We start from the raw sequence: 10,304 nt of genomic DNA, 5'->3' as shown, positions 1-10,304 counted from the left end.
CGCCGCATGCTACGTGCTCGCCAACGCGGCCTACCTCGCCGTGCTCGGCCATGCCGGCCTCGCCGCGAGCGCCGCGCCCGCGGCCGACGTGATGCGCCAGGTCTTCGGCGAACCCGGCGCGCGCCTGATCGCGCTCGGCATCGCGATCTCGACCCTGGGTTTCGTCCACATCTCGCTGATCGGCGCGGCGCGCGTGTTCCAGGTCATGGCCGCCGACGGCGTGTTCTTCCGCTCCGCGGCGCCGCTGCACCCGCGCTGGCATTCGCCGAACACCGCCCTGCTGATGCTCGCCGGCTGGGCCTGCGTGCTCGCGCTGACCGGCACCTTCGACCAGCTGCTGAACTACTCGACCGTCGGCGACTGGATCGGAATCGCTGCGGTGATCGCCACGCTGTTCTGGTATCGGCGCACGCGCGCCGACGATGCCGCGCTGACGTTCCGCGTGCCGCTGTATCCGCTGCTGCCGATCCTGTTCCTCGTCGTCGTCGCCTGGGTCGTCGCCACGACCGTATGGCAGAGTCCGCGCGATGCCGGCATGGGGATTTTGATCACGCTCGCGGGGATTCCGGTGTATTGGTACTGGACGCGCAGGCGCGGTTCCGCAGCTGCGAACTAGCCATCTGCTCGTCATTCCGGCTGAACTAGCTTTGTTCGTTGGCTTTTAAGAGCAAAAGCTTCCACTCTTCCTGCGGACGAGCGGGTTACTTTTCTTCACCAGCGAAGAAAAGTAACCAAAAGACGCCGCCCCCGACACCGCACCTCGCAGAAGAGCCGCGAGGTGCCCTGCGCTGCTCGTCGGCGTCGGGCCGGCGCGAACTCGCGCATCCCTGCGCTCGGACATGCGCGCCTTTCCCCCGCCGCCGCCTGCGATGCTCGGTGCGGTGAAGGGGGAGGAAAGTCACAATCCAGATCGTGAGCATACGCGTGCAATGCTTTTCTGCTTTGGCGCGCAGGAGCGCGCTGCTCTGGCTTTAGGGTCCCCATTACATTGCGGCGGCAGCGGCCGGAAACGCCCGCAGGGGCGGCGCGAGGGATCGCGCCGACTTCGCTGCCTGCACACGGACGTGCAGTCAGCGAAGCCCGGCTGCTGACGCGGAGCCTTCGGGCAGGATGCCCGAAGGGCGCAATGTTCTGGGGCGTGTCTCTTTGCCTACTTTCTCTGCACGAGCAGAGAACGTAGGACGCTCGTCCGTAGGGCGAGTGGAAGCCTTTGCTCTTAAAGCACAAGTGCAAAAGCCCCCCTCAGCCCGCGTTAACACCCGTTGCCTGTAGAATTGCCGTCCGCGAATCCGCCCGAACCTCATGCTGCCAACCGATCTTCCCGCCGACATCCTCCAGCGCGCCGCACGCATCAAGCTCGCGGTGTTCGACGTCGATGGCGTGCTGACCGACGGACGACTCTGGTATGCCGCCGACGGCAGCGAGTTGAAGGCGTTCCACGCGCATGATGGCGCGGGGATGAAGCGTCTCGCCGCAGCCGGTATCGAGATCGCGGTGATCACCGCGCGCACGAGTCATGTCGTCTCGGTGCGCATGGCCGAACTCGGCATCGTTCATGTCTACCAGGGCCGCCACGACAAGCTCGCCTGCTTCGAGCACTTGCTCAAGGCGCTGCAACTGGCACCCGAGGAGGCCTGCTTCACCGGCGACGACGTCGTCGACCTGCCGCCGATGCAGCGCGCCGGCCTGTCGATCGCACCGGCCAACGCGCATCCGTACGTGCGTGAACGCGCGCTCTGGCGCACGCGTCTGGCCGGAGGCAAAGGCGCCGCGCGCGAGGTCTGCGACCTGCTGCTCGCTGCGCAGGGCAAGCTCGAACTGCCATGATCGAACGCCGCACCTGGCTCGTCATCGCCGTCCTCGCATTGATCGCGTTCGCCGCGTGGATGGAGGTGTGGCTGATGCGCGCGCGTGACACGAGCGAGGACTTCACCGGCCCGCCGCGCTCGGACTACACGATGAACGACTTCACCCTCGACGCACTCGACAGCGAGGGTGCGCACTCGTTCACCGTGACCGGGCCGCGCATGGCGCGCCGCGGCGACGATGGCTCGGTCTACGTCACCCTGCCGAACTACGAAATCGTCGACAACAGCAGCAACACCTGGAAGGGCACGTCCGAGTCGGCCTGGGTCGACAAGGACGGCAACGTGATGAAGCTCGAAGGCAAGGTGCTGATGCACCGCGAGCCGACCGAGAAGGTCGAGCGCGTGGACCTCGACACGAACGATCTGACGATCACGACCGATCCCAAGCTCAAGGATGCGCAAGGCCATCCGATCGCCAATGCACCGCACCGGAACAAGCGCATGGAAACGGCGGCGCCGACGGTGATCTCCGAAACGAATACGGTCTCGCACAGCGTCGGCATGAAGGCCGACCTCGATCTGAAAACCGTCGAGCTCTTGTCCGAAGTACACATCGTTACCATGCCGGGGAAAGGAAAATGATGACGCGGAAAACTCTCACCATCTGCGGCACGACCGCGCTACTGCTCGCAAGCCAGGCGTTCGCGCTGAAGAGCGACAAGGACCAGCCGGCCAATGCCGATGCGAACTATTCGAAGTCGGTGCAGAGCAAGACCGGCGCGGCGAACGATCCGGACCTGTTCGACCTCGACGGCAACGTCGTCATCACGCGCGGCTCGATCAAGATGACCGCGGCGCACGCGACGATCCAGCAGATTCCCTCTGCCGCGAAAGATCCCAACGCCGGCAAGATGTCGCGCGTGATCCTCACCGGCAAGCAGGCGCACATGCAGCAGGTGCACGACGGCGACTGCGGGCTGATGACCGCGAACGCCGACAAAATCGACTACAACCCGCTGACCAACCTCGCCGAGCTGACCGGTAGCGCGGTCATCGTGCAGCAAGGCCGTGGCGAGTTCCGCGGCGAACACTTGATCTACAACACCGACACGGGCGACATGGAATCGGGCAACAAGGCCGACCCCGCCGCACGCGTGCATCTGGTCATGGAAGCGAAGACGCAGACGCAGAACGAGAGCCCGAACAACTGTGGCTTCGCCACGGGCGCGGCCAAGCCAGCTGCGGCAAAGATCACGGACAAACCGGGCGAAGCAAAGCCGCAGCCGAAGGAAGCGAAACCGGCAGTGAAGCCCTCCGCCGACAAGAGCAAGGACGGCGCGCACTGATGCTCAACGCAGTAGGCCTGCAAAAAAGCTACAAAGGTCGCGCCGTCGTGCGCGACTTCGAGTTCACGCTTGAACAGGGCGAAATCGTCGGCCTGCTCGGCCCGAACGGCGCAGGCAAGACGACGACGTTCTACATGGTCGTCGGCCTGGTCGGCGCCGACGCCGGCCGCATCACGCTCGACGAGCACGACATCACCGCGATGCCGATGCACGCGCGCGCGCGCCTCGGCGTCGGCTACCTGCCGCAGGAACCGAGCGTCTTCCGTCGCCTTACCGTCGAGGAGAACATCCTCGCCATCCTCGAGCTGCGCGAGGACCTCGACGCCGAGGACCGCCGCCGCGAACTCGAAGCGCTGCTCGACGAACTGCAGATCGCGCACATCGCCAAGTCCAAGGGCCAGTCATTGTCGGGCGGCGAACGCCGGCGCGTGGAGATCACGCGCGCACTCGCGGCGAAGCCGCGCTTCATGCTGCTCGACGAGCCGTTCGCCGGCATCGACCCGATCTCGGTCGACGGCATCCAGCGCATCGTGCTCCAGCTCAAGCAGCGCGGCATCGGCATCCTCATCACCGACCACAACGTGCGCGAGACGCTCGGCATCTGCGATCGCGCCTACATCATGAACGACGGCGGCGTGCTCGCCAAAGGCTCACCCGAGGACGTGCTCGCGAACAAGCAGGTGCGCGAGGTGTATCTCGGCGAGAAGTTCCGACTGTAAGCTCGCTGTCAGCCCGTCGACACTCAGCCGGAGACATCATGTCCGATCCCTTTCTCGACGCCGCGATAGCAGAAGCCGAACTCGGCCTTGCCGAAGGCGGCATTCCGATCGGAAGTGTACTTGTATACGAAGGCCGCATTATCGGCCGCGGTCACAACCGGCGCGTGCAGAAGGGCAGCGCGACGCTGCATGGCGAGATGGATGCACTCGAGAACGCCGGGCGCCACCCAGCCCGCGTCTACCGCGAATCGACGATCTATACGACGCTGTCGCCGTGCTCGATGTGCTCGGGCGCGATCGCGCTCTACGGCATTCCGCGCGTGATCGTCGGCGAGAACGTCACCTTCCTTGGCGAGGAGGATTGGCTGCGTTCGAAGGGCGTGCAGCTCGACGTCGTCAACGATGCGCGCTGCATCGAGCTGATGCGCAAGTTCATCGCCGCGCGGCCAGAGCTGTGGAACGAGGACATCGGCGTGTAGAAGCGCGACTCGTAGTGCCTCAGTCGCGCTTCTTTTCGCCCGGGGCCTGCGAGCGCCGGCTGATGTCGCCTCCCTCCGGCAACTCCTTCGCCTGCCAGCCACCGCCGAGCGCCTTGACCAGACCGACGCTGTCGTTGAGACGCGTGCCGAGCAGGGTGATCGCCGCGCGCTCGCTGCTGTAGGCGGTGTTCTGCGCGGTGATGACGTTGAGATAGCTGACGATGCCGGCGCGATACTGGTTGGTCGTGATCTTGAGCGACTGCTCGGCAAGCCGGACCGCCGCGTCTTGTTCCTGCGCTTCCTGCTCGAGGATGCGCAGCGCGGCGATCTGGTCCTCGACGTTCTGGAACGCGGCAAGCGAAACCTGGCGGTAGCTCGCGACGGCCGCATCCCATGCCGCGCGCGCCTGCGCGCTCTGTGCGCTGCGCGCGCCGCCGTCGAACAGGGTTTCGGCGAGCTTCGGCCCGAGCGACCAGTAGCGGCTCGGCGCGTCGAGCAGTTGTGACCAGATCGAACTGGAATAGCCACCGTTCGCCGATAGCGTGAGCGAGGGGAACCATGCCGCAGTCGCGACGCCGACCTGCGCATTCGCCTGCGCGGTCTGGCGCTCGGCGACGGCCACGTCGGGGCGGCGTTCGAGTAGTTGCGACGGCAGTCCCAACGGAATCGCCGGCGGCTTCAGCGTCAGCCGCGCGGGCGCGAGCGAGAACTGCGCGGGCGTCTGGCCGACGAGCACGGCGATCGCGTGCTCGTACTGTGCGCGGGCGATGCCGAGGTCGATCAGCTGTACCTGTGCGTTCTTCAGCTGCGTCTGCGCCTGGACCACGTCCGCACGCGCGGCGACGCCGACCTTGTACTGGTTTTCGGTCAGCTGCAGCGCCTTCTGGTAGGCATCGACCGTGTCGTCGAGCAGGCGCTTCTGCTCGTCGACGATGCGCAACTGGAAATAGGTCTGCGCCAGCGTCGCCTGCAGCGACAGGCGCGTGTTTGCCAGCGTGGCGGCACTCGCCTGCGCGCTGGCGACGTCGCCCTCGACCTGGCGGCGTACGCCGCCCCAGAGGTCGGGCTCCCAGGTTGCCGCGATCGGCAACTGGTACGACTTGCTGATCGTCGAGCCGGAGCCGCCGCCGATCACCGTGCCACCCGACACAATGCTGCCGCTCGAGGTGCTGTAGCGCCCCGAGCGCGTCGCGGTCAGGCTCGCCGACACGGCCGGCCAGAAGCTCGCGCGCGCACTCGAGACCAGCGCGGCAGCCTGCCGGTATTGCGCCTCGGCCTGCCTGAGGCTCTGGTTTGCGGCTTCGACCTGCTTCTGCAGATCGTCGAGCACCGGATCCGCGAAGACCTCCCACCATGCACCGCGATCGAGCACATCGGCCGGCTGCGCGAGCTTCCAACCGGCCTGCTCCTTGTACGCATCGTTCGCGTAGGTCGAAGCACCGGGCACCTCCGGACGCTTGTAGTCGGGGCCGGCGGCGCAGGCAGAAAGCAGTGCCGCAAATGATAAAAGTATAGTTCTTTCAGCAATGCTGTTCATGATCGTGATCTGCAAACTCCCTGACGTCATTGCGGCGGTCAGTGCCGGAATGACAAGTACGTAAGCTCATACCACAGCCGGTGGCGTCGCTCCGGGTGGCGGCGTGTAGTAGCGCGCCCACTTCCGCTTCGCCCACAGGCGGAAGCGGTCGAGATACAGATACACGACCGGCGTGGTGTACAGCGTGAGCAACTGGCTGACCAGCAGCCCGCCGAAAATCGAGATGCCGAGCGGGCGGCGCATCTCGCTGCCTTCGCCGAAGCCGAGCGCGAGCGGCAGCGCCCCGAGCATCGCCGCGAGCGTGGTCATCATGATCGGCCGGAAGCGCAACAGGCAGGCGCGGAAGATCGCCTCGCGCGCCTCGAGCCCTTCCCCGCGCTCGGCCTCGAGCGCGAAGTCGATCATCATGATCGCGTTCTTCTTGACGATGCCGATCAGCAGAATCACCCCGATCAGCGCGATCACGCTGAACTCGGTGCCACAGGCGAGCAGCGCAAGCAGGGCGCCGACGCCGGCAGACGGCAGCGTCGACAGGATCGTCAGCGGATGCACGTAGCTCTCGTACAGGACGCCGAGGACGATGTAGACCGCGAGCAGCGCGGCGAGGATCAGGAACGGCTGGTTGTCGAGTGACTGCTGGAACGCGTTCGCCGTACCCGCGAATGCGCCGTGGATCGAGACCGGCGCGCCGACGCGCGCCATCTCGCGGTTGATCGCCGCGGTCGCGTCGGAAAGGGAATAGCCGTCGGCGAGATTGAACGAAACCGTGGCCGAGACGAACTGGCTCTGATGGTTGACCTCGAGCGGCGCCGAACCCGGCCCGTAGGTGGCGAACGACATCAGCGGCACCATCTTGCCGCGTGTGCTGGCGACGTAGATGTCGCGCAGCGTGTCCGGGTTCTGCACGAACTCCTGCGCCACTTCCATGACCACGTGGTACTGGTTGAGCGCGTTGTAGATCGTCGATACCTGGCGCTGGCCGAAGGCGTTGTTGAGCGCGCTGTCGACCGAGCTCATCGTGACGCCGAGGCGAGACATCGTCGTGCGGTCGAACTGCAGCATCGTTTCCAGGCCGCGGTCCTGCTGATCGCTGTCGACATCGGCAAGTTCGGGCGCAAGCTTGAGCGCGTCGGCGATCTTCGGCCCCCACTTGCGCAGTTCCTGCAGGCTGTCGCTTTGCAGAGTGTACTGATAGGTCGAATTGGATTGGCGCCCGCCGATGCGGATGTCCTGCGCGGGCGCGAGGAACAGGCTCACGCCGGCGATTTCCGCGAGTTTCGGGCGCAAGCGCCCGATCACCTGCATCGCCGACAACTGGCGCTCGGCGAGCGGCTTGAGCGAGATGAACATGAAGCCGCCGTTGCTGTCGCTGCCGCCGGTGAAGCCGGCCAGCGACTGCACCGCGGGATCGGCCTTCACCAGCGCCATGAGTTCCTTCATCTTCGCCGAGGTCGCCTGGAACGAGGAGCTCTGGTCGGCGCGAAAACCGCCGACGAGCATGCCGATGTCCTGCTGCGGAAAGAAGCCCTTCGGGATGACCATGTACAGGTAGACGTTGAGCAGCACGGCCAGCAGCAGCGTCCACATCATCAGCAACGGGCGCGACAGCGCCCAGCTCAAGGTCGATTCGTAGTGTGCGAGCAACCACGCGAATGCGCGCTCCGAACGCTCGCCCCAGCGGCGGAAGAAGTCGAAGAATCTCGTGCGCGCGCTGCCGGCCGGTCGCTCGCGGTCGTCCGCGCCGTGTGTTCCGTGGCCGCGCAGCAGATACGCGCACATCATCGGCGTGGTCGTCAGCGAAACCACGAGCGAGATCAGGATCGCCACCGACAAGGTCACCGAGAACTCGCGGAAATAGCGCCCGACAATGCCGCCCATCAACAGGATCGGCACGAACACCGCGATCAGCGACAGGCTCATCGACAGCACGGTGAATCCGACTTCGCGCGCGCCGACGAGAACCGCCTGCAGGCGCGACATGCCCGCCTCCAGGTGGCGCGAGATGTTTTCGAGCACGACGACGGCATCGTCGACGACGAAACCAGTCGCGATAGTAAGCGCCATCAGCGAGAGGTTGTCGAGGCTGAATCCGGCCAGATACATAATCGAGAACGTGCCGACCAGCGACACCGGCACCGCGATCGCCGGCACCAGCGTCGCGCGCCACGAGCGCAGGAACACGAACACAACGAAGACGACCAGCACGATCGCGATGACGAGCGTGCGCTCGACGTCGTGCAGCGAAGCGCGGATCGTCGTCGTGCGTTCGTTGATCGTCGTGATCTCGATGCCGACCGGGATCGAGGCACTGAGCTGCGGCAACAGCGCCTTCACGCGCTCGACCGTGTCGAGGATGTTCGCGTTCGGCTGCTTGAGCACCCAGATCAGTACGGCCTGCTCGCCGTTGGCAAGACCGAGATTGCGCACGTTCTCGACCGATTCGGTCACCTCGGCGACATCGGACAGGCGCACCGCGGCGCCGTCCTTCCAGGCGACGATCAGACCGCGATATTCGCTCGCCTCGCGCGCCTGATCGTTGGTGTAGATCTGCCAGTGCCGGTCGCCGAGCTCGACCGATCCCTTCGGCCGGTTCGCGTTCGCGTTGCTCAAAGCGTTGCGTACGGTATCCATCGAGATGCCGAGCTTGTTCAACGCGTTGAGATTGAGGTCCACGCGCACCGCCGGCAGCGAGCCACCGCCGACATTGGCCTGGCCGACGCCCTGCACCTGCGAGATCTTCTGCCCGACGATGGTCGAAGCCGCATCGTAGATCTTGGCGATCGGCAGCGTCTTCGAAGTCAGCGCCAATACCATGATCGGCTGGTCGGCGGGATTGACCTTGCGGTAGGTCGGGTTGCTCGGCATGCCGCTCGGCAACTGTGCGCGCGCCGCGCTGATCGCCGCCTGCACTTCGCGCGCGGCGCCGTCGATGTCGCGCGACAAGTCGAACTGCAACACCACGCGCGTCGATCCGACCGAGCTCGACGAGGTCATCTCGGTCACGCCGGCAATGCGCCCAAGTTGGCGTTCGAGCGGCGTCGCGACCGAGGTCGCCATCGTCTCCGGACTCGCACCCGGCAGGCTCGCGCTGACCGAGATGGTCGGGATATCGACCTGCGGCAGCGGCGACACCGGCAGCAGCGCGAACGCAACCATGCCGGCGAGCGCGACGCCGAACGTCAGCAGGGTCGTCGCGACGGGGCGTTTGATGAAGGGTTCGGAGATGCTGGTCAGGCGCATGACACTCGCCTCGCATCTGCTTTGCTCTTGCTCGTCATTCCGGCATGGGTTGCCGGAATCCAGCATCTTTGCTCTTGATCTTGTTGTAACCGCATCCCTTCGCTTTTCCGCGCGCGTCTGGCGCGCGGGTCACTTTCTCTTGCTTGTGCAAGAGAAAGTAACCAAAGAGAACACACCCCGGATGCCGCGCTGCCTGCGGCAGTGCGCGAGGACAGGTTGGGGTTCGTTGAACGCACATCCCTGTCCGTGCAACGAACTCGCGCGCATCGTGCGCGCGACTCTGCGAGCATTTCCGACCTGCCCTCGCCGCGGCAAACGGGGACCCGAAGATCGAGAGCGGGATCAAGTGCCAAAGCCGGGCGCGCAGGAGCGCGCTGCTCTGGCTTCTCCGGGTCCCCATTGCATTGTGGCGGCAGCGGACGAAGAGGCCCCGCAGGGTGAGCGCGATGGATCGCGCTCATTCCGTTGCCAGCACACGGATGTGCTGTCAACGGAACCCGGCCGATGACGCGGACCCGGCGCGCAGGATGCGCGTCGGGCGCAATGCTCTGGGGCGCATTCTCTTTGGTGACTTTCTCTTGGGCGAGCAAGAGAAAGTCACCCGCTCGTCCGCAGGACGAGTGGAAGCTCTTGCTCGAAAAAGTAAGATCAAAAACACAAGCTGGATTCCAGCTTCCGCTGGAATGACGAGCAAAAGCGAGCGAACGCGAGGTCATGCGTGCGCCCCACCCTCACCGCGCGCGGCGTCCTCCGGCGGCGCCAGCCGCTTCGCCAGGCGCTGCTGCAAGCGATCGAACGCGAGATAAATCACCGGCGTCGTGAACAACGTCAACACCTGGCTGACGATCAAGCCACCGACGATCGTCACACCCAAAGGATGGCGCAACTCGGAACCGACACCTGTGCCGAGCATCAGCGGCAGCGCGCCGAACAGCGCGGCCAGCGTCGTCATCAGGATCGGCCGGAAGCGCAGCAGGCAGGCCTGGTAGATCGCCTCGCGCGGCGCGAGGCCGTGTTCGCGCTCTGCATCAAGCGCGAAGTCGACCATCATGATCGCGTTCTTCTTGACGATGCCGATCAGCAGGATGATGCCGATGATGCCGACGATGCCGAGGTCGCTGCGCGCGATCATCAGCGCGAGCAACGCGCCGATGCCGGCCGAAGGCAACGTCGAC

At 65.4% G+C, this 10,304-nt stretch carries 9 protein-coding genes; 6 read left to right on the top strand and 3 right to left on the bottom strand.

The annotated features are described in order from the left end of the window. The 6 genes from VF497_RS07330 to VF497_RS07305 form a co-directional block, all read left to right on the top strand. Positions 1-616 (top strand): APC family permease (locus VF497_RS07330; protein ID WP_330887193.1); only part of this gene is annotated, 616 nt, incomplete at its 5' end. A gap of 686 nt (positions 617-1,302) precedes the next feature. Next, positions 1,303-1,827: a 3-deoxy-manno-octulosonate-8-phosphatase KdsC gene (kdsC, locus tag VF497_RS07325; RefSeq protein WP_330887190.1), complete on the top strand. Its 525-nt coding sequence runs from the start codon at positions 1,303-1,305 to the stop codon at positions 1,825-1,827. Further along, complete coding sequence (lptC, locus tag VF497_RS07320; protein WP_330887188.1) at positions 1,824-2,450, top strand: LPS export ABC transporter periplasmic protein LptC; 627 nt, start codon at positions 1,824-1,826, stop codon at positions 2,448-2,450. Before kdsC ends, lptC begins: the two co-directional genes overlap by 4 nt. Further along, positions 2,450-3,154, top strand: coding sequence for a lipopolysaccharide transport periplasmic protein LptA (gene lptA, locus VF497_RS07315; RefSeq protein WP_330887186.1), 705 nt, complete (start codon positions 2,450-2,452; stop codon positions 3,152-3,154). Before lptC ends, lptA begins: the two co-directional genes overlap by 1 nt. Beyond that, positions 3,154-3,873: an LPS export ABC transporter ATP-binding protein gene (gene lptB, locus VF497_RS07310; protein WP_330887184.1), complete on the top strand. Its 720-nt coding sequence runs from the start codon at positions 3,154-3,156 to the stop codon at positions 3,871-3,873. The genes lptA and lptB overlap by 1 nt, the downstream gene beginning before the upstream one ends. 38 nt (positions 3,874-3,911) lie before the next feature. Further along, positions 3,912-4,352 carry a nucleoside deaminase gene (locus VF497_RS07305; protein ID WP_330887182.1) on the top strand — a complete coding sequence of 147 codons (441 nt, stop codon included), beginning with the start codon at positions 3,912-3,914 and terminating at the stop codon, positions 4,350-4,352. Positions 4,353-4,371: 19 nt separating this feature from the next. Here the strand turns inward: VF497_RS07305 and VF497_RS07300 are convergent, their stop codons facing one another. The 3 genes from VF497_RS07300 to VF497_RS07290 form a co-directional block, all read right to left on the bottom strand. Continuing rightward, a complete protein-coding gene (locus tag VF497_RS07300; RefSeq protein ID WP_330887180.1) occupies positions 4,372-5,889 on the bottom strand; it encodes an efflux transporter outer membrane subunit in 1,518 nt (505 codons plus the stop codon). 66 nt (positions 5,890-5,955) lie between these two features. Beyond that, on the bottom strand, positions 5,956-9,129 hold the full coding sequence (locus tag VF497_RS07295) for a multidrug efflux RND transporter permease subunit (protein WP_330887178.1): 3,174 nt from the start codon (positions 9,127-9,129) through the stop codon (positions 5,956-5,958). Positions 9,130-9,841: 712 nt separating this feature from the next. Next, positions 9,842-10,304, bottom strand: a 463-nt coding sequence (locus VF497_RS07290; protein ID WP_330887176.1) for an efflux RND transporter permease subunit, incomplete at its 5' end; no start/stop codon positions are given.

This window comes from Rudaea sp. (assembly GCF_036383415.1).
Taxonomy (GTDB): domain Bacteria; phylum Pseudomonadota; class Gammaproteobacteria; order Xanthomonadales; family Rhodanobacteraceae; genus Rudaea.
The sequence above is the reverse complement of the archived record's forward strand: the minus strand, read 5'-3'. Positions and strand labels throughout refer to the sequence as shown.

Bases quoted from the DNA above. Each gene is read 5' to 3' on its own strand.
- VF497_RS07300 (WP_330887180.1), bottom strand. From the start codon at position 5,889: ATGAACAGCATTGCTGAAAGAACTATACTTTTATCATTTGCGGCACTG.
- lptC (WP_330887188.1), top strand. From the start codon at position 1,824: ATGATCGAACGCCGCACCTGGCTCGTCATCGCCGTCCTCGCATTGATC.
- lptB (WP_330887184.1), top strand. From the start codon at position 3,154: ATGCTCAACGCAGTAGGCCTGCAAAAAAGCTACAAAGGTCGCGCCGTC.
- VF497_RS07295 (WP_330887178.1), bottom strand. From the start codon at position 9,129: ATGCGCCTGACCAGCATCTCCGAACCCTTCATCAAACGCCCCGTCGCG.
- lptA (WP_330887186.1), top strand. From the start codon at position 2,450: ATGACGCGGAAAACTCTCACCATCTGCGGCACGACCGCGCTACTGCTC.
- kdsC (WP_330887190.1), top strand. From the start codon at position 1,303: ATGCTGCCAACCGATCTTCCCGCCGACATCCTCCAGCGCGCCGCACGC.
- VF497_RS07305 (WP_330887182.1), top strand. From the start codon at position 3,912: ATGTCCGATCCCTTTCTCGACGCCGCGATAGCAGAAGCCGAACTCGGC.